16 protein-coding genes are annotated in these 17,793 nt (G+C 59.5%); 12 read left to right on the top strand and 4 right to left on the bottom strand.

Annotated features, from left to right (window positions below; all coding sequences use genetic code 11):
- Positions 1–277: 277 nt before the first annotated feature.
- Genes msrB through msrA form a run of 3 tightly spaced genes read left to right on the top strand, consistent with a single transcriptional unit; the run spans position 278 to position 3,343 of the window.
- Positions 278–796 (top strand): peptide-methionine (R)-S-oxide reductase MsrB, encoded by a 519-nt coding sequence (msrB, locus tag PMI34_RS14140; protein ID WP_008050032.1) that lies wholly within the window; start codon positions 278–280, stop codon positions 794–796.
- 33 nt (positions 797–829) lie between these two features.
- Positions 830–2,605, top strand: coding sequence for a cytochrome c biogenesis protein DipZ (locus PMI34_RS14145; protein ID WP_008050030.1), 1,776 nt, complete (start codon positions 830–832; stop codon positions 2,603–2,605).
- A 30-nt stretch (positions 2,606–2,635) separates the two neighbouring features.
- Entirely contained in the window at positions 2,636–3,343 is a 708-nt protein-coding gene (gene msrA / locus PMI34_RS14150; protein ID WP_008050028.1) for a peptide-methionine (S)-S-oxide reductase MsrA, read from the top strand.
- 23 nt (positions 3,344–3,366) lie between these two features.
- Here msrA and PMI34_RS14155 read toward each other — a convergent pair whose 3' ends face one another.
- The gene (locus tag PMI34_RS14155) at positions 3,367–4,284 is read right to left on the bottom strand and encodes a LysR family transcriptional regulator (protein WP_008050026.1); all 918 of its coding nucleotides are present in this window, start codon (positions 4,282–4,284) and stop codon (positions 3,367–3,369) included.
- Between the two features lie 102 nt (positions 4,285–4,386).
- Between PMI34_RS14155 and PMI34_RS14160 the strand changes: the two genes are divergently transcribed.
- Positions 4,387–5,568: an aspartate aminotransferase family protein gene (locus tag PMI34_RS14160; protein WP_008050024.1), complete on the top strand. Its 1,182-nt coding sequence runs from the start codon at positions 4,387–4,389 to the stop codon at positions 5,566–5,568.
- A 232-nt stretch (positions 5,569–5,800) separates the two neighbouring features.
- Here PMI34_RS14160 and PMI34_RS14165 read toward each other — a convergent pair whose 3' ends face one another.
- Entirely contained in the window at positions 5,801–6,304 is a 504-nt protein-coding gene (locus PMI34_RS14165; protein WP_008050023.1) for a hypothetical protein, read from the bottom strand.
- Positions 6,305–6,555: 251 nt separating this feature from the next.
- Positions 6,556–7,482: a hypothetical protein gene (locus PMI34_RS14170; RefSeq protein ID WP_008050022.1), complete on the bottom strand. Its 927-nt coding sequence runs from the start codon at positions 7,480–7,482 to the stop codon at positions 6,556–6,558.
- Between the two features lie 468 nt (positions 7,483–7,950).
- On the opposite strand from PMI34_RS14170, the gene srmL reads away from it, so the two are divergent.
- Complete coding sequence (srmL, locus tag PMI34_RS14175) at positions 7,951–9,099, top strand: PheS-related mystery ligase SrmL (RefSeq protein ID WP_008050018.1); 1,149 nt, start codon at positions 7,951–7,953, stop codon at positions 9,097–9,099.
- Positions 9,100–9,292: 193 nt separating this feature from the next.
- Here the strand turns inward: srmL and PMI34_RS14180 are convergent, their stop codons facing one another.
- Positions 9,293–11,212, bottom strand: a complete 1,920-nt coding sequence (locus PMI34_RS14180; RefSeq protein WP_008050015.1) for an alkaline phosphatase D family protein — start codon at positions 11,210–11,212, stop codon at positions 9,293–9,295.
- 204 nt (positions 11,213–11,416) lie between these two features.
- Between PMI34_RS14180 and PMI34_RS14185 the strand changes: the two genes are divergently transcribed.
- From PMI34_RS14185 to PMI34_RS14215, 7 genes are all read left to right on the top strand, one after another.
- The gene (locus PMI34_RS14185; protein ID WP_008050013.1) at positions 11,417–12,397 is read left to right on the top strand and encodes a quinone oxidoreductase family protein; all 981 of its coding nucleotides are present in this window, start codon (positions 11,417–11,419) and stop codon (positions 12,395–12,397) included.
- Between the two features lie 13 nt (positions 12,398–12,410).
- The gene (locus tag PMI34_RS14190) at positions 12,411–13,259 is read left to right on the top strand and encodes a TauD/TfdA dioxygenase family protein (RefSeq protein ID WP_007979208.1); all 849 of its coding nucleotides are present in this window, start codon (positions 12,411–12,413) and stop codon (positions 13,257–13,259) included.
- A gap of 115 nt (positions 13,260–13,374) precedes the next feature.
- Entirely contained in the window at positions 13,375–14,427 is a 1,053-nt protein-coding gene (locus PMI34_RS14195) for a 3-keto-5-aminohexanoate cleavage protein (RefSeq protein ID WP_008050011.1), read from the top strand.
- Positions 14,428–14,519: 92 nt separating this feature from the next.
- Positions 14,520–15,851 (top strand): MFS transporter, encoded by a 1,332-nt coding sequence (locus PMI34_RS14200; protein ID WP_008050010.1) that lies wholly within the window; start codon positions 14,520–14,522, stop codon positions 15,849–15,851.
- Positions 15,848–16,510: a DsbA family oxidoreductase gene (locus tag PMI34_RS14205; RefSeq protein WP_008050009.1), complete on the top strand. Its 663-nt coding sequence runs from the start codon at positions 15,848–15,850 to the stop codon at positions 16,508–16,510. The genes PMI34_RS14200 and PMI34_RS14205 overlap by 4 nt, the downstream gene beginning before the upstream one ends.
- Complete coding sequence (locus PMI34_RS14210) at positions 16,507–16,833, top strand: Rieske (2Fe-2S) protein (protein ID WP_008050007.1); 327 nt, start codon at positions 16,507–16,509, stop codon at positions 16,831–16,833. Before PMI34_RS14205 ends, PMI34_RS14210 begins: the two co-directional genes overlap by 4 nt.
- A partial coding sequence (locus PMI34_RS14215) for a YeiH family protein (RefSeq protein ID WP_008050005.1) occupies positions 16,830–17,793 on the top strand: 964 nt, incomplete at its 3' end. The genes PMI34_RS14210 and PMI34_RS14215, both read left to right, overlap by 4 nt.

The following is a 17,793-nucleotide window of genomic DNA, read 5'->3' as shown; positions in this document are numbered from 1 at the left end:
GGGCGCATGCCATTCGGCTTATGTTCAAAAAAACCTGGGGGAGCGGGCTTGCTCGCGAAAGCCTCAGGTCAGCCAGTATCACCATCGACTGACACTCCGCCTTCGCGAGCAAGCCCGCTCCCACAGGAATAGCAGTGTTCAAGGTTGGCGTTATTCATTGTGCGGGTTTTTTAGCGCCCGAGTTATCACGAATTGTTTAACTTCCCGTGAGGATTTGGCGATCACCCAAAGCCTAGGCTGTGTTCCATGAAGCACCCCTGGATTTTTGGAGGCGAGCATGTTTTCACGACGGCAATTTCTTGTAGCGAGCGGCGGGCTAGGGGTGACAGCCCTGGCGATCGGCCTGTTGCCGAAGTTTTCCACAGGCACTGCATTGATCAGCGAGGTCAGCGCAGAGGAGGCATTCGAAGTGACCCACAGTGACAAAGAATGGCACGCCATCCTCAGTGACGAGCAGTACGACATCCTGCGCGAAGAGGGCACCGAACGGGCCTACAGCAGCCCGCTGAACAACGAGCACCGCGATGGCACCTTCGTCTGTGCCGGATGCGAGTTGCCGCTGTTTTCCTCGGCGACAAAGTTCGACAGCCGCACCGGTTGGCCGAGTTTCTGGGCACCCCTGGACAAGGCTGTGGCAACCCGCCAGGACCGAGCGTTCGGCATGGTCCGTGAAGAGGTTCATTGCCGGCGCTGCGGCGGGCATCTGGGCCATGTCTTCGATGACGGCCCGAAACCCACCGGCCTGCGCTACTGCATGAACGGCCTGGCGATGAAATTCGTGCCCAAGACGGTGTGATTCCCCTCCACTCACTTTTTGCAGGTAATCGCCATGTGGCTGCTGGTCCTCGCTTATCTCGGTGGTGTGCTGACGATTGTCAGCCCGTGCATTCTGCCGGTGTTGCCGTTTGTCTTCGCCCGCACCGGGCAACCTTTCGTCAAAAGCGGACTACCGCTGCTGGTGGGCATGGCGCTGACCTTCGCACTGGTCGCCACGTTGGCGGCGGTGGGCGGTGGCTGGGTGGTGCAGCTCAACCAGTACGGGCGCTGGCTGGCGCTGGTGTTCGTGGCGCTGTTCGGATTGACATTGTTGCTGCCGCAACTGGCCGAGCGCCTGACCCGGCCACTGGTAGCGGCGGGCAGTCGTTTGTCCGAGGTGGCTGGCGCCGATGCGCGGCCACGTCCTGGTGCTTCGTTCCTGATCGGCGTGGCCACCGGCCTGTTGTGGGCGCCCTGCGCCGGGCCGATCCTCGGTTTGCTTCTGACCGGTGCGGCGCTGCAAGGCGCCAGCATTCAAACCACCCTTTTGCTGCTGGCGTATGCCGCCGGTGCCGCCACGTCCCTCGCGCTGGCCTTGTTGCTGGGCGGCAAAGTCTTCACCGCGATGAAGCGCTCCATTGGCGCGGGCGAATGGCTGCGTCGCGGCCTGGGCGCGGCGATGCTGGCCGGTGTGGCGGCGATTGCCCTGGGCCTGGACACGGGAGTTCTGGCAAGGCTCTCCACGGCGTCGACCGGTGGTATCGAGCAAGCGCTGGTGGAAAAGCTGAGCGGTAAGTCACCGCGTAACAGCGGCGCGATGATGGCGCAAAACACGAGCGCCGGGGGCGCGGCGCAAGTGGCCGAGAAATCCCCGGGCACCTTGCCGGTTGAAGGCAACCTGCCGCCACTGGATGGCGCCGTGCAATGGCTCAACTCGCCACCCCTCGATGCCCAGGCCTTGAAGGGCAAGGTCGTGCTGGTGGATTTCTGGACCTACTCCTGCATCAACTGCCTGCGTTCGCTGCCCTATGTGAAAGCCTGGGCCGAAAAATATCGCGATCAGGGTCTGGTGGTGATCGGCGTGCATGCGCCGGAGTTTGCCTTCGAGCGCGACGTCGGCAACGTCACCAAGGCCATGAAAGACCTGGGCATCAACTACCCGGTGGCCATCGATAACGAGTTCAAGATCTGGCGCGCCTTCAACAACGAGTACTGGCCGGCGCATTACTTTGCCGACACCCAGGGACGCATTCGTTATCACCACTTCGGCGAAGGCGCGTACGCCGAGTCGGAGCGGGTCATCCAGCAACTGCTGCGTGAGGCCGGTGCCGCCAAAGTCTCGGACGGGCTGATCAATGCCAAGGCCGACGGCGTGCAAATGGCCCCGGACAGCAACGAAGTGCAGTCGCCGGAAACCTATGTCGGCTACCAGCGCGCGGAACATTTCGTACCGGAAACCGCGCTGGTGCCGGACAAGGTCGCGGACTACAACCCGCCGGCGCAACTGGCCCTCAACGACTGGAGCCTGGGCGGCCAGTGGCATGTCGGCCCGGAGCGGGCCACCGCCAGCGCACCGGCCAGCCGCATCGTCTATCGCTTCCACGCCCGTGATTTGCATTTGGTGCTCGGCCCTGGCGCCGATGGCAAGCCGGTGCGCTTCAAGGTGCTGATCGACGGCAAGGCTCCCGGCGATGCCCACGGCATGGACGTGGCCCCCGATGGCAGCGGCACCGTGACGGACCAGCGCTTGTATCAACTGGTGCGCCAGAGCGGCGGCGTGACCGACCGGACCTTCAGCATCGAGTTTCTTGATCCGGGTGCGTCGGCTTACGCCTTCACCTTCGGCTGATTACTTTCCAACGCTTCAGGAGTTCGCCCCATGAAAACACTCATTACCTGGCGCCGTACCCTGCTGGGGCTGGCGGCTGCCGGCATCATCAGCCAATGCTCGGCCTTCTCCTTCGGTGGCGCTGAAGAGGGGGTCATCCTTCCACCGCCGGCCCTCGACGAAACCACCCAGGCCCGCAGCGAAACCGCGGTGTTCGCCGGTGGCTGCTTCTGGGGTGTTCAAGGGGTGTTCCAGCATGTCAAAGGCGTGAAGAACGCCGTCTCCGGCTACGCGGGCGGGGCGGCCGATACCGCGCAGTACGAGCGCGTCAGCAATGGCAATACCGGCCATGCGGAGTCGGTCGAAGTCACGTTCGATCCCGCTCAGGTCAGCTACGGCACCTTGCTGCAGATCTACTTTTCGGTGGCGCACAACCCGACCGAACTCAACCGTCAGGGGCCGGACAGCGGCACCCAGTATCGCTCGGCGATCTTTACCAAAAGTGCCGAGCAGCAGCGGGTCGCACAGGCCTACATCGCCCAGCTCGACGCCGCCCATGCCTTCGACAAGCCGATCGTGACCCGGCTTGAAACCTTCAACGGTTTCTACCCGGCGGAGGAAGAGCATCAGGATTTCCTGACCGAACATCCGACCTATCCGTACATCGTGATCAACGATTTGCCGAAGGTCGCGCAGTTGAAGCAGCTGTACCCGAATCGTTATCAGGAACAGCCGGTGCTGGTGAAGGCGGGGATGTAAATGGCGATCAGCGAATGCATGGCCTATTCGGCCGACGGGTGCTTGCCCCACCTCTGTACGGCGAATTCGACGAAGCGCCGCAGTTTCGGCAAACGGTGGCGATCCTGGGCATAGACCAGGTGCATCGGCCGACTGGGCGGGCAGTAATCGGGCATCAAGGCCAGCAGCTTTCCGTCCTTGAGGTCCTGCTCGACCAGGGCGTCGGGCATCATCACGATGCCCATGCCGGTGCGCGCCGCTTGATGCAGTCCCGCCGAACTGTTGATCAGCATCGGCCCGCTAACCCCCACGCTGACTTCGCCATCGGGACCGGCCAGGCGCCATTCCTTTTGCACCGATTGCCAGTCATCCCCGGCGGGATAGGCAAAAGACAGGCAGTCGTGCTGTCGCAGCTCTTCAGGCGTTTGCGGTGTGCCGCGCCGGGCCAGGTACTCCGGGGATGCGCACATGGTCAGGGTGTAGTCGATCAGCGGGCGGGCGATCAGGTTGGAGGGCTCAAGCGCGCCGAGGCGAAACGCTACATCGAGGCCGTTTTCCAGCAGATCCGGGCGCCGGTTGGTCAGTACCACGTCGAGTTTCACCCGCGGGTTTTGCCGGCTGAACTCACTCAATGCCGGCGCCAGGCGTTCGGTACCGAAGGTCAAGGGCGCGGTGATGCGCAAGATGCCGCTCGGTTCGTCCAGCGCCTGCTCGGCCAGACGCTCGGAGTCGGCCACCAACCCCAGCACTTCCAGGCAGCGCTGGTAATACGCGGCGCCGAACTCGGTCAGCCGCTGGCGTCGCGTCGTGCGATTGAGCAGGCGCACACCCAGCCGTTGCTCCAGGGCCTTGAGGTGGTTGCCGACCATGGTCGTGGACATATCGCACTGCAAAGCGGCGGCGGTCATGCTGCCGGTCTCCACCACTTTCACGTAGACGGTCATTGCCTGGAACAGATCCATTATCAAGCTCTGCTTTTAAATGATTGAAGTTTTACAGTGTTTATCCAGCTCTGGTGGCTAACCATACTGCAAAAACACCGACCCTTGCTGGAGCTTGATGTCATGACCGCCGCCTGCCTGATGAGCACTTACCAACCCTTGGCCCTGAGCTTCAACAAGGGCCTGGGCACTCGCCTGTGGGATCAGGCCGGTCGCGAATACCTGGATGCGGTCGCCGGTGTGGCGGTGACCAATGTCGGCCACTCCCACCCGAAAATCGTCGCCGCCATTACCGAACAGGCCGGGTTGCTGCTGCACACCTCGAACCTCTACAGCATCGACTGGCAACAACGGTTGGCGCAGAAACTGACGCGGCTGGCGGGTATGGATCGGGCGTTCTTCAACAACTCCGGGGCCGAAGCCAACGAAACCGCACTGAAAATCGCCCGGCTGCATGGCTGGCACAAGGGCATCGAGCAGCCGCTGGTGGTGGTCATGGAGAACGCGTTCCATGGCCGCACCCTCGGCACCTTGTCGGCCAGCGATGGCCCGGCGGTACGCCTGGGTTTCAACAAGCTGCCGGGGGATTTCGTCAAAGTGCCGTTCGGCGACCTCGACGCACTGGACAAGGTGCAACAGGCCTTTGGTTCGCGGATCGTGGCGGTGCTGATGGAGCCGATCCAGGGCGAAAGCGGCGTGCAACTGGCGCCACCGGGCTATCTCAAGGCCGTGCGCGAACTGTGCAACCGGCGCTCATGGCTGTTGATGCTCGATGAAATCCAGACCGGCATCGGCCGCACCGGCCAATGGTTTGCGTTCCAGCACGAAGGCATAGTCCCGGACGTCATGACCCTGGCCAAAGGCCTGGGCAACGGCGTGCCTATCGGCGCGTGCCTGGCCCGTGGCAAGGCAGCCGAACTCTTCACGCCGGGTAGCCACGGCAGCACCTTTGGCGGCAATCCGTTGGCCTGCCGGGTCGGATGCACCGTGCTGGATATTGTTGAAGAACAAGGGCTGCTGGAAAACGCCCGGCTTCAGGGGACGCGCCTGCTCGAAAGATTGCGTACAGAATTGGCGGGCAACCCGAACGTAATGGCGATCCGTGGCCAGGGGCTGATGATCGGCATCGAACTCAAGCAACCGATCCGCGACCTGAGCCTGATCGCCGCCCGGGATCACGGTTTGCTGATCAACGTCACACGGGGCAAAACCATTCGCCTTCTGCCGCCGCTGACGATTGATGAGCGGGAGGTGGAGATGATTGTCAGAGGGGTGAGTCTGGCGATTTCGCAAGTTCTCGATTGACTTGAGTAATCGTTCAGCATTGGCTTTGGAACTTAGTAGGTAAGCAGTTTCATCAAGCACGTCGACGCCAGCCGGCGTGTTCTTTTTCCTACTGCAATGACTCAGCAAGTATTGGATAAATCGCATGGTCTTCTCCGCATCTGGATAGATGTTCAGTATCCGTTTGCATTTCAAAAGACGTTTCCGCGAGTGTTGTAGTCCAAATCCGGTTTGAACGGGTCAGATGCAGTGGTTAACCTGTGTTTCGTATTACGCCGAAAAAATCCGTGATTTCAGCTCGATCCATCAACTGAATTTTTGCACCGGTAAACCCTTCGAACAAACGCTGATGTGCCGTAAACCCACTGGACCCTTGCCGCTGGCGATAACTGCCCGCCCACTCCAGCAAGGCGATCAGTAACAGATCCTGTTCGTCGCGCCCGGCCTCGCGTTGTCGAATGTTGGTCACGCAATCCTCGTCCCCGACGCTCAACCAGATCAGCGCAGTCGCCCGTGACAGGAGTTCGCTGACGATCCAGCCATACACGCCTTCGATCACCCAGCGCTCTTGTTTGGCCGCGATCCGCGCAATGGTCAACGCTTCGGCGCGGGGGCGGGGGATGCTGTGTTCGTCGGACAGCCAGTGAATCCGGTCGAGATCGGTCCATGGCTCACGCAATTGCTCGGCCAGCCGCTGCGCCAGCCAGCTTTTGCCGGAGCCGGAGTTGCCGATGATCAGAGTTCGGGTGAGGTTCATGAGAGACACCGATCAATAGTGGGGGCGAACCTGCTCGCGAAAGCGGTGCTTCAGTCAGCATTGATGCTGGATGTGTTGGTCTTATCGCGGGCAAGCCTACAGTTACACCAGAATCCACCGGCTTGTGTGCCTTGAGGTCCATGGTAACTTGCCGTGCGTCACTGCTCATCATTACTGTAAGCCCTTTTATAGTGTCAGTTTTTAGACATTGCCGTGATGTGGGAGTTTGTAGAGAGGGCGATCAGGTTGGCTCAGTTGTGAGTTGGGCTTACCTTTACTGTCGGGCTCAGGAAATCTATGTGATAGCCAGAAGAACCGTCCCCAATTGCTATATGAACTCCATTAATCCCTTCGTTTAATTGAGAGTTGATTTTGTAGTCAATGCTATTTGCGATTGTGTCGTTTACTCCAATAGCAAACTCAGTCAGCTTAAGACCTCTAGGCCCTGCTGCAAGATCCAATAGTTTTATGTGTTCATTGCCATTTATTTTTAGTGAGGTGATTGTATTGTCTTCAATGGCTAATAGTGCGCCTTCTTCAGATATGCGATCGCTCAACCATTTTAAAGAAATTTTTAAGCCTTCTGGTAATGTTGGGTTGGGTCTTCTAAGGACTGTAAGTATTCCGGATATCTTTAAAGTTCCACGAAATGAAAATGGGCTCGGTTCTTGTGGGTTCATGTGAGCATAATGAACTTCAAAAAACTCCACCACGGACTGAATGAAGTTGTTTTCTATGTCCTCTGTAATTAAAGCGTAAGGTTGGGCGTGAGGGGCTGTCGTTATTTGCGCGTCGGCGTTATTTCCGGTTAAGAAAAACGAGCTGTGTGAGTTTAGCATGTTTAGTATGCGTCTTTGTGTACTTAATGCTCGTTCAAAGTCGCTTATTAATAGTAGGTTTAAGCTATATAGTGCTGCTTCTAAAGTAGGTTCGAATACTTGTGTTGCACAAAAGATGCTTTTTTTGTGTTTGGTGTTTTTCGCAATATCAAATGTTTTTTTCGCTGCGTCATTAGTGAATGAAAAAATGATGCTGCTTTTTGGGAGTCTGTCGATGTCAGAGATGTTGATGGACTTGAATCCTAGCTTCGAGCACTCTTGGAGAAACTCTTCAGAGTCTGCAATTATAGAAGGCTCTTCTTGACAAAAAAGTGTTGATATCATCGTTTTGGATAACATTGGTGCCTCCTTGATTTTTCGATGGGCGGCAAGAGTGATCTTGACGCCCACCTTTATCATTTACTCTTCAGTATGAGCCCAAGCTAACGGCGCCCAGCCAAAGTTTTCCGGGCCGGAAGTTATGCGAGTAAGCTTTTCTTTAATGGCACTTTTCTTTTTCATTTGATCATCCTTTTTCATTTTGTTGGTTTTGTGCTCCCTGGTGGTCTTGAGGGGGCGAAATAATTAATACAGGTTTTTTTGATATGTTAAATAGGTGGTTTGAGGTTTTTTAGAATTAATGATGCTCGTTAGTCGTCCTGTAAGATGCTCTTGGTTATTTGTGTAAGTAGTGTCTGTAGTCCTCTTCCGAAAAAATAGCATTTCGCCGAATTTGGTTGTGATGGACGATCTGAAATCGTTAGGTTGGTCTATGAGGCTTCTTTTTAAGAGGAGCTCTACATTCAACCGTTAATAAGGGGCTGTTTAGTGCAGGAATCAAAGAAATATCTGACGGATACATCCGTACACCAAGCCTTGCTACTGGCTGATCTAACAGATCCCGCCGCACCCGATCACGCCATTCGATTATTACTGAAGGAGGTTCTTCAGGGATTAGCGGATAAAGGCTGGCCACAAGCGCAAGTGCAGACGGGCCCGAGAATTGTCTCTGCTGAAGAGAACTACGGATTGCTTGGTTATGACCCATCTGAGATTACGCTTGGTAGTGCACACACTCGATGGGTTGACGAGTGGTCTCTGTTACGGACGCAAACCACTAGCCAAATTCCATCTGCGCTTCAGAGAGCGGCCCAGCTACGACAACCGGGGCAGTCAATATTATTGGCTGCACCTGGCATCACTTTTCGTCGCGACAGCCGGGATCGTTGGCATTGTGCGGAACCGCATCAGATGGATATCTGGGTGCTCGGCGATCCTGATTTGTCGACGCATGAGCATTTGCTTTGCCTGGTCGGCGATATCCTCGAATCTGCTGTGCCTGATATGCCTTGGATCTACAGTGATAGTCCGCATCACTACACTGAGGGTGGGATCGAAGTAAATCTGTTGAATGACGGTGTCCCGGTAGAGGTTCTGGAGTGCGGTCGAATTGCCAAATCTTTGTTGGAGCGACTGAAGATCGATCCTTTGCGCCATGGAGGACTGGCGCTGGGAATGGGGTTGGATCGCTTGACTATGCTGCGAAAAGGCATCCCCGATATTCGTTTGCTGCGTGATCAGAACGAACGAGTACAGGCACAGATGCATGATCTGAATCCGTGGAGTGCCGTCTCTCGGTTGCCTTCGATTACTCGTGATATTTCGTTAGCGGTAACGCCGGGGCTAAGCGAGGAAGTGTTGACTGAAAGGATGTTGCAGGCGGCTGGTGATTGTTCAGATTGGATCGAGGAAATGCAAATCAAAGGGCGCTGGGAGTTCACAGAACTGCCTTCGCAGGCCATCGATCGCCTCGGATTGCTGCCGGGGCAGGAGAATGTGCTACTACGTGTTGTACTGCGTGATTGTTCGCGATCAATCACCACAGCTGAGGCGAATGCCTTGTATTCGAAAATTCAGGTGGCACTCCATGAAGGTGCGCCGGGGGCGGGTTACAGGATGGATTTTCCCAATATTTAACTGGCCTCTTCGCGAGCAGACCCACAGGATCTGGAAATAGCACAAGAAGTGCGTACGCCAGAAATCCAGTGTGTGCGAACCTGCTCGCGAAGGCGGTATGACAGTCACAATTGTAGAGGCTGACAGAAAGCCTTCGCGAGCAGGCGGGATCAGCACACCGTCGTTCCCACAGTTTTGTGGTGTTTTCTCTACCTCAATCATCGCCTTGCGGCGCAACCATCCTGGTCTTCGGTGCTCCGTTCGAGTTGTGCTGGTAGATCGTCTGCGGCTGCCCCAGCTCATTAAAGAACACCTGCCCGATCCCCGCCGAGTTCCACAGCCGCTCACCGGCTTCGGCGTGTTCGGGCACGTGGGGCACGATGCGCATGCGTCGACGTTTGGTCAGCCAGTTCAGCGGCGAACGTGGTGAGTACAGCCAGCGGTTGAGGCGGTCGAACCACTCGAGCAGGGTGGCCGGGAATTCGTTCTTGATGCCGCTGCTGGTGATCTGCCAGATGCGCGGCCCGGCCTTGCGGTGGCGGATCAGCACTTCGTAGACGAAGGAGTAATGCACGTCGCCCGACAGCACCACGTAGTTACCCGGTGTGCGCGAGTGGCGGAAAATGTTCAGGATCACTTGGGCGGCGCCGCGATGGGCCATCCAGTTTTCCGCGTCCACCAGCAGTGGATAACCGCACCAACTGAATACCCGCTGCACGGTTTCAATCAGTTTGACGCCGAAGATCGGTGCCGGTGAAACGATGATCGCACTCGGGTGGTCCAGCAGTTCCTGTTGCAGTTCGCTCAGGGCCTCCCAATCGAGCAAACCGGAAGGTTGCTTGAGGTTCATCTCGCTGCGCCAGCGCCGGGTGCGGGTGTCGATCACCACGATGGCGGGGGTGGTGGGCAGCACGTAATGCCAGTGCTGAAACTTCAGCAGATCACCGATCAAATCATCCTGAACGGCGCTGTCGAGGTGACTCTGATGTGCGCTGGTGCTCAACGCACGGGCCTTTTCCAGCACGGCAGTGAACGCATCCGGATTGTTGCCCCAGCCCTGGCACAGCATGTACGCCAGCAGCGCGTTGCCGATGATGCGCCGGGAGAACGGATGGCCGTAGGCCGTTTCCTCCCACTGCGCGGAAAGGTTCCAGTCATCGGTGATGTCGTGGTCATCGAAAATCATCAGCGTCGGCAGATGCGCCAGTGCCCGCGCGACGTTGCCAAGGCCTGCCTTGAAGGCATCGATGCGCGTCTGTTCAAGGGCGTAGCGTTCAAGTCTTTGCGGCGTCAGCGTCGGTGCCTGGGGTGCGATCAGGGTCCAGGGGGTTGGCGACCAGACCAGCAAATACATGGCCATGACTTCGGCGAAGGTCACCAGGTGATTGTCGGCACTGCTGCTGGTGAAAATCGGCTTGCGCGCGCCACCGAAAAAACGCTCGCGCAGGGTTTCATTGCTTTGCAGTGCCGGCAGCAGATCCGCGCGGTGGTAGTAACTGGCCGGGTGCTCGTAGAGCCTGGCGCTGTCGCTGACCACCGCGCCTTCGAGGTGCTCCCCGAACAGGCCCAGACGCTCGATCAGGGCGTGAATCGCCCGCAACATCGGCCCCGCGACATCGTCGGCGTAGACCTGATCGCCCGTCATCATCAGCAGTGCCGGGCGGTCCTTTGCCGCGTGTTCCTGCGCCAGCAACTGGTCGACGCACAGCAAGCCGTCTGTCGCAGGGTGATGAGGCTTGCGGCAAGATCCGTGCAGCAACTGGTCGACCCGTGCGCGAAGGACGAAATTCGGGCAACGGGCATCGCCATACAGCAGGTGCGGCGCCCAGTCGGCGATACCTTGTTCTGTGCCATCGATCAGCAGGTCATAGTCTATCGACTCGTCGCTGGGCAGGGCGCAATCGAGGTGCACATCGATCAAGTGCACAAAGGCATGAGCCCCCACTGCAATCACCGTGCATTGCCCGGCATCCAGGCAGACATCGCCGACGCCCTGCAGGCGCAAGGTCAGCGCCAGCGCCCGGGAACCCACCAGCCACAGCACCAGCCGCGTGGGCTCCAGGCGCCGCAACAGCGGGCCGGCCAGGACCGGGGGCAAGGCATGATCATCAGGCAGTGGCAGCGTTTCGGACATCCGGCTTCAAGACTCTTGGGGCGTGGAAACGGGCGATGATAGCGCAGGTGGCGACGGCACCGGCTAGTCGATCCCGTTTCTGCCTGTCACCAAATGAAAAGCCATTGTCGTCTGATGAGAAGCGTCTCAACAGGCCTCGTCCTACAGTCCAATCAGCGCAATTCGATGCAACACGCCCACATTGCAGATTGGAGAATAAGAAAAATGGCCAAAGCCGTACGCTTTTACGAAACCGGTGGTCCCGAAGTTCTACGTTATGAGGACGTCGAAGTCGGCGAACCCGGTCCCGGCCAGGTTCGGCTTCGTCATGTGGCAGTCGGCCTGAATTATGCCGACACCTATTTCCGCAACGGCACCTACCCGATTCCGATGCCCAATGGCATGGGCGTTGAGGCCTCTGGCGTCGTCCAGGCCGTTGGTGAAGGGGTCACCAACGTCGAAGTCGGTGATCGCGTCACCTACACCGGTTTCCTCAACACCCTCGGCGCCTACAGCACCGAGCGCCTGATCCCGGCCGCGCCGCTGATCAAGCTGCCGGAAACCATCAGCTTCGAAACCGCTGCCGCGATGACCATGCGTGGCCTGACGTCTTCGTACCTGATGCGCCGCATCTACGACTTCAAGCCGGGCGACAGCATCCTGTTGCATGCCGCCGCTGGCGGTGTCGGCCTGATCGTTTCGCAGTGGGCCAAACTGCTGGGCCTGAACGTGATCGGTACGGTTTCGACCGAGCAAAAGGCGGAAATCGCCCGGGCTCACGGTTGCGACCATACGATCAATTACAGCCACGAAGACGTCGCCGCTCGCGTTCGCGAACTGACCGATGGCGTGGGCGTCAACGTGGTATTCGACAGTGTTGGCAAGAACACCTTCATGGGGTCGCTGGATTCGTTGAAACCCCGTGGCCTGATGGTTTGCGTGGGGACCGCGTCCGGCCCGATCCCGGCGTTCGACCCGGTGATGCTGGCGATGAAAGGTTCGCTGTACCTGACCCGTCCGGCCCTGGCCAACTACATCAGCGACCCGGCCGAAAAAGCCGCCCTGGCGGGCGAACTGTTCGACCACGTCGGCAGCGGCCGGATCAAGATCGAGATCAACCAGCACTACGCCTTGCAGGATGCCGTGCAGGCCCATCGCGACCTTGAATCGCGCAAGACTACCGGCTCATCGATTTTCGTCGTTTAAGGAGCGACCAGCCATGAAAGTCGAACAATTGACCTGCAGCATTGGCGCCGAACTGATCGGCGTCAACCTGGCCGACGCGGTGCATGACGACGGTCTGTTTGCCGAGATTCGTGCCCAGTTGCTCAAGCACCGCGTGGTGTTCCTGCGCGATCAGGACATCACCCGCGCCGAGCACGTGGCCTTCGCCCGGCGCTTCGGCGAGCTGGAAGATCATCCGGTGGCCGGCAGTGATCCGGATCATCCGGGGCTGGTGCGGATCTACAAGAATCCGGACCAGCCGATGGATCGCTACGAAAACGCCTGGCACACCGACGCCACCTGGCGCGAAGCACCGCCGATGGGCTGTGTGCTGCGTTGCGTGGAATGCCCGCCAGTGGGCGGCGACACCATGTGGACCAACATGGTCCAGGCCTATGCGAACTTGCCGGAAGACGTAAAGGTCAAGATCGCCGACCTGCGTGCCCGCCATAGCATCGAAGCGAGCTTCGGTGCCGCCATGCCGATTGAAAAACGCCTGGCGCTCAAGGCGATGTACCCGGACGCCGAACACCCGGTGGTGCGCACCCATCCGGAAACCGGCGAGAAGGTGCTGTTCGTCAACGCTTTCACTACCCACTTCAGCAACTACCACACCCCTGAGCGGGTGCGCTTCGGCCAGGACGCCAACCCCGGCGCCGGCGAGTTGCTGCGTTACCTGATCAGCCAGGCGTACATCCCTGAGTATCAGGTGCGCTGGCGCTGGAAGCCCAACAGCATCGCCATCTGGGACAACCGCAGTACCCAGCATTACGCCGTCATGGATTACCCGCCGTGCCATCGCAAGATGGAACGCGCCGGGATCATCGGCGACAAGACGTTCTGATCGAACGCCACCTGCATCCGCACTCGCAGCATTCGCACTCGTAAACACGTCTGCCCGGCACGACCCCGGGTGGGCGCAACAATCATAAGAACTGGCATAAGAACTGGAGTAACCCATGCAATTCTTCGACGATTCCCTGCACCCGGAAAACATGGAAAAGGTAGTCATTACCGTGGCCCCGTACGGCCCGGAGTGGATGCCGGAAGATTTCCCGGAAGACATCCCGCTGACCATGGACGAGCAAGTCCAGAAAGCGGTCGAATGCTATGAAGCCGGCGCCACCGTGCTGCACCTGCATGTGCGCGAACTGGACGGCAAGGGCTCCAAGCGCCTGTCGAAGTTCAACGAGCTGATCGCCGGTGTGCGTGAAGCCGTGCCGGACATGATCATCCAGGTCGGCGGTTCGATTTCCTTCGCTCCGGAAAGCGATGGCGAAGCAGCCAAGTGGCTGTCCGACGACACCCGCCACATGCTGGCCGAGCTGACGCCGAAACCGGATCAGGTCACGGTGGCGATCAACACCACCCAGATGAACATCATGGAGCTGCTGTATCCGGAATACCTGGAAGGCACCTCCCTGGCCAACCCGATGACCCAGGCTGCCTACAGCGAGATGACCGTACCGGCAGGTCCTGCCTGGGTTGCCGAGCACCTCAAGCGCCTGATGGACAACGGCATCCAGCCGCACTTCCAGCTGACCGGCATGCACGCCATGGAAACCCTCGAGCGCCTGGTGCGCCGTGGCGTTTACAAAGGCCCGCTGAACCTGACCTGGATCGGCATCGGCGGCGGTTTCGACGGCCCGAACCCGTTCAACTTCTTCAACTTCATCCACCGCGCGCCGGACGGTTGCACCCTGACCTCCGAGTCGCTGCTGAAAAACGTCATGCCGTTCAACACCATGTCGATGGCCATGGGCATGCACCCGCGTGTGGGCAACGAAGACACTATCATTGATCACAAGGGCGACCGTTTCGGCTCGGTTGCACAGATCCAGCAAACCGTGCGCATTGCCCATGAACTGGGCCGTGAAATCGCCACCGGCAAAGAAGCCCGCGAGATCTACCGCATCGGCGTGCAGTACGAAACCATCGAAGAAACCCTGTTGGCCAACGGCATGGCCCCCAACCGCAAGGCTGGGCAGAAAGGTACTCCGCAACGCGGTTGACCGTGGGTCGGGACGAGAGGCCGTGACCTCTCGTCCGCCTGACCGTTACACGCTTGATAACAAAAATAAAACAAAGCTCTTGAGGAGGCTGCATGGCCTTTCACCCAATCGCCGCCGACGATGACGACGCAGGTTGCGTCGGCGTTGCGCGCCAATATGCCTGGATCGTCTTTGCCTTGACGTTCGGCCTGTTGATTTCCGATTACATGTCGCGTCAGGTACTGAACGCGGTCTTCCCACTGCTTAAAAGTGAGTGGGCGTTGAGCGACGGACAGCTCGGTCTGCTCAGTGGCATCGTCGCCCTGATGGTCGGCCTGCTGACGTTTCCCCTATCGTTGCTGGCCGACCGCTTCGGCCGGGTCAAGAGCCTGGCGCTGATGGCGTTCCTGTGGAGCGTGGCGACCCTGGGTTGCGCGTTGGCCCAGGACTACCAGCAGATGTTCATTGCGCGGTTCATGGTCGGCGTCGGCGAAGCCGCCTACGGTAGCGTCGGCATCGCGGTGGTGATTTCGGTGTTCCCCAAACACATGCGGGCCACCCTGGCCAGTGCCTTCATGGCAGGCGGGATGTTCGGTTCGGTGTTGGGCATGGCTTTGGGCGGTGCGATTGCCGCCAAGCTGGGCTGGCGCTGGTCGTTCGCCGGCATGTCGCTGTTTGGCCTGTTTCTGGCGGTGCTTTATCCGCTCATCGTCAAGGAAGCGCGCATCGCGCCACAACGTGCCGCGCAGATTGCGAACAAGACGGCTGCCGCGGTCAAGCGTCCACTGCGCACGCTGTGGTCCAGCCGTTCGGTGGTGTCGACCTACATCGCCAGCGGCTTGCAGTTGTTCGTCGGCGGTACGGTGATGGTGTGGATTCCCAGCTACCTCAATCGCTACTACGACATGCCCACCGACAAGGCCGGCGGCATGGCGGCGGTCATCGTGTTGTGCAGCGGCGCGGGGATGATCCTGTGCGGCATGCTCAGCGATCGCCTGTGTCGCAACTCGCCGGAGCGCAAGGTCAGCCTGGCCATCGGCTTCTGCCTGGGCAGTTGCCTGCTGTTGTCGGCGGCGTTTGCCTTGCAGGCAGGGCCAGTGCAACTGCTGCTGATCTGCCTGGGCATGGCGATTGCCACCGGCACCACCGGCCCCGCCGGTGCGATGGTTGCCAACCTGACGCATTACTCGGTGCACGGTACGGCGTTCGCTACGCTGACCCTGGCCAACAACATGCTGGGGCTGGCACCGGGACCGTTCATCACCGGCCGGGTGTCGGACATCATCGGTCTGCATGCCGCGTTTCAACTGGTGCCACTGGTCAGCCTCGCGGCGGCGGCGGTGTTCTTTTATGCCAAGTGTCATTACCACAAAGATATTGCCCGTCTTCAGGGTCAGAGCGTGCCTGACCCTGTCCGTGAAGCCGGGATAGAGGTGAAGTTGTGAGTCGTCGTTTACGTATTGATGTGTTTTTCGATTTTATCTGCCCCTGGTGCCTGATCGGCAAACGCCAACTGGAGCATGCGCAGGTACAGTTTCGCAGTCGCCACCCGGATGTGCAGATCACCACGGCGTGGCATGGCGTGCAGTTGCTGCCCCAGATACCGGTAGAAGGTGAACCCTTCGCCGATTTCTATCGCAAGCGCCTGGGCAATGCCGACGCCATGACCATGCGCCAGACCCAGGTACAGCAGGCTGCCAGTGCGGTTGGCCTGGCCATCGACCTCAGCCGTATCGAGACGATGCCCAACACCGCAGACGCCCATCGCTTGTTCGCGCGTGTCAGCGAACTGGGCAATGCCAGTCAGCGTGAGATGTTGCTCGAACGACTGTTCGCCGCATATTTCCTGAGACGCGAAAATCTCGGTTGCCGCGAGACCTTGCTGGCCATTGCCCGCTCCTGCGGCATCGCAGCGGACGGGCTGCTCGATTGCCTGAAGGGCGATGCCACGCCGTTCGAAGGGTCTCCCGGTGCGACCAGTGGCGTGCCGAGCTTTCAGTTCGACGGCCGCATGACGGTGATCGGTGCACAACCTGCCCAGGCGCTGCTCGGGGCCATGAACGAGGCCCTCAAGGAAAGTGATCGCGAGCGGCAGCCAGCATGACCCGACGCATTCCCGTGCCTGCCGGCAAATACCCGCAGGCAGGTGGCCGGGCGCTGTTCGAATTCGAGGATAAAAGCCTGGCGTTGTTCAACGTCGACGGGCAGTTGTTTGCCATTGACGACAGCTGCCCGCACCAGGGCTCTTCGCTATGCGGAGGGCGTCTTGAGGGCCGGGTGATTCAATGCCTCGCCCATGGTTTGCGCTTCGATTTGCACAGCGGCTACCTGCTCAATTCCAGGCAGGTCAAAGTCACCAACTACCCGGTCGAGATCATCGACGGCCAGGCGTTTATCGTCATCGTTACCGAGGAGTCCGCGCCATGAGCGCCATTGCTCTTACCCGTATCCACAGTCGCACGCGCGAACTGGCACCGGGGTTTATCGTCAGCCTGATCGTGGCGGCCGCCGCGTCGTTTTTGTCCGAGCACTACGGTGCGCCGGTCATGCTGTTTGCCTTGCTGCTGGGCATGGCCCTGAATTTTCTCGCCGATGACGGCCCCTGCAAGGCCGGTATCGAGTTCACCGCCCGCACCGTGCTACGCATTGGCGTGGCGCTGCTGGGCATGCGCATCACCCTGGAGCAAATGGCGGCGCTGGGCTGGAAGCCGATCGCGCTGGTGGTGATCCTGGTGGTGGTGACCATCAGCGTGTCTGTGATCGCCGCCAAGGCCCTGGGCTTCCAGCGCCTGTTCGGCATGCTCACCGGTGGCGCGACGGCCATCTGCGGCGCCTCGGCGGCCCTGGCGCTGGCAGCGGCGCTGCCGAACCATCCGCAGAAAGAGCGGGCGACCCTGTTCACGGTCATCGGCGTGTCGGCGCTGTCGACTCTGGCGATGATCGTCTACCCGATGATCGCCAACTGGCTGGAGTTGTCACCGCAGGTGGCGGGCGTGTTCCTCGGCGCCACGATCCACGACGTGGCCCAGGTGGTCGGCGCCGGCTACAGCATGTCGACCGAGACCGGTGACACGGCCACGGTGGTCAAGCTGATGCGTGTTGCGATGCTGCTGCCGGTGATCGTCACCGCGGCGATGATCACCCGCATGCAAGGCGCCGATCCGACCGGCAAGCGCCCGCCGCTGTTGCCGTGGTTCGCCGTCGGTTTTCTGATTCTGGCCTGCATCAACAGCACCGGATGGATAGCGCCCGCGGTGCAAGGATCGGTCAACGAACTGTCGCGCTGGTGCCTGGTGATTTCCATCAGTGCCCTGGGCATGAAGACCCGGCTCAGGGAGCTGGCGGCAGTCGGGATCAAGCCGATCCTGCTGATGGTGGGGGAGACGG

Origin of the sequence: Pseudomonas sp. GM74 (assembly GCF_000282455.1) — a bacterium.
Lineage (GTDB): Bacteria > Pseudomonadota > Gammaproteobacteria > Pseudomonadales > Pseudomonadaceae > Aquipseudomonas.
The sequence above is the reverse complement of the archived record's forward strand: the minus strand, read 5'-3'. Positions and strand labels throughout refer to the sequence as shown.

What these genes read in the sequence shown, in the direction of transcription:
- msrB (WP_008050032.1), top strand. Translation starts at nt 278, where the DNA reads ATGTTTTCACGACGGCAATTTCTTGTAGCGAGCGGCGGGCTAGGGGTG.
- PMI34_RS14145 (WP_008050030.1), top strand. Translation starts at nt 830, where the DNA reads ATGTGGCTGCTGGTCCTCGCTTATCTCGGTGGTGTGCTGACGATTGTC.
- msrA (WP_008050028.1), top strand. Translation starts at nt 2,636, where the DNA reads ATGAAAACACTCATTACCTGGCGCCGTACCCTGCTGGGGCTGGCGGCT.
- PMI34_RS14155 (WP_008050026.1), bottom strand. Translation starts at nt 4,284, where the DNA reads ATGGATCTGTTCCAGGCAATGACCGTCTACGTGAAAGTGGTGGAGACC.
- PMI34_RS14160 (WP_008050024.1), top strand. Translation starts at nt 4,387, where the DNA reads ATGACCGCCGCCTGCCTGATGAGCACTTACCAACCCTTGGCCCTGAGC.
- PMI34_RS14165 (WP_008050023.1), bottom strand. Translation starts at nt 6,304, where the DNA reads ATGAACCTCACCCGAACTCTGATCATCGGCAACTCCGGCTCCGGCAAA.
- PMI34_RS14170 (WP_008050022.1), bottom strand. Translation starts at nt 7,482, where the DNA reads ATGTTATCCAAAACGATGATATCAACACTTTTTTGTCAAGAAGAGCCT.
- PMI34_RS14180 (WP_008050015.1), bottom strand. Translation starts at nt 11,212, where the DNA reads ATGTCCGAAACGCTGCCACTGCCTGATGATCATGCCTTGCCCCCGGTC.
- PMI34_RS14185 (WP_008050013.1), top strand. Translation starts at nt 11,417, where the DNA reads ATGGCCAAAGCCGTACGCTTTTACGAAACCGGTGGTCCCGAAGTTCTA.
- PMI34_RS14190 (WP_007979208.1), top strand. Translation starts at nt 12,411, where the DNA reads ATGAAAGTCGAACAATTGACCTGCAGCATTGGCGCCGAACTGATCGGC.
- PMI34_RS14195 (WP_008050011.1), top strand. Translation starts at nt 13,375, where the DNA reads ATGCAATTCTTCGACGATTCCCTGCACCCGGAAAACATGGAAAAGGTA.
- PMI34_RS14200 (WP_008050010.1), top strand. Translation starts at nt 14,520, where the DNA reads ATGGCCTTTCACCCAATCGCCGCCGACGATGACGACGCAGGTTGCGTC.
- PMI34_RS14210 (WP_008050007.1), top strand. Translation starts at nt 16,507, where the DNA reads ATGACCCGACGCATTCCCGTGCCTGCCGGCAAATACCCGCAGGCAGGT.